The following is a 426-nucleotide window of genomic DNA, read 5'->3' on the forward strand; positions in this document are numbered from 1 at the left end:
TGACCAGCTTTGAATTCAGGAATATGGCCAGAAGCAATGGGACAGGAATCAGCACGATCAGCGTCCAAAAGGTGTATTCCAGCGTATTCCAAAGGGCGGTATAGAACGTCGGGTTGTTTAGCGCTGTATAATTAGACAATCCGACAAACGACACCTCTCCCGGCAAAATTTTTTGAAAGCTCATGATGAAGACACTAATGATGGGTTATAGAAAAAATACGAGAAAGGATAAAACGAATGGCGCTGTAAACAGATAGGGCGCCGCTTTTTTCGAATAAAATAGATCTCGCCAGCCTGATTGTTTCGAAGCTGAAGGAACGGGATGAACCGTTCCCGTTTTCACAGGTTTCATGAGAACCTCCCCGCTTTCACTTTTTGAATGGGATTCTATTTCTGTTTCAGTTCACCTGCCGCTCTGTCCAAGGC

General features: G+C 44.8%; 1 pseudogene. It reads right to left on the reverse strand.

The annotated features are described in order from the left end of the window. Positions 1–352: pseudogene (locus RVS70_RS22660) on the reverse strand (carbohydrate ABC transporter permease); the annotation flags it as partial. Positions 353–426 lie beyond the last annotated feature (74 nt).

It is taken from the genome of Virgibacillus sp. M23 (assembly GCF_034190895.1).
Taxonomy (GTDB): Bacteria; Bacillota; Bacilli; order Bacillales; family Amphibacillaceae; genus Virgibacillus; species Virgibacillus salarius.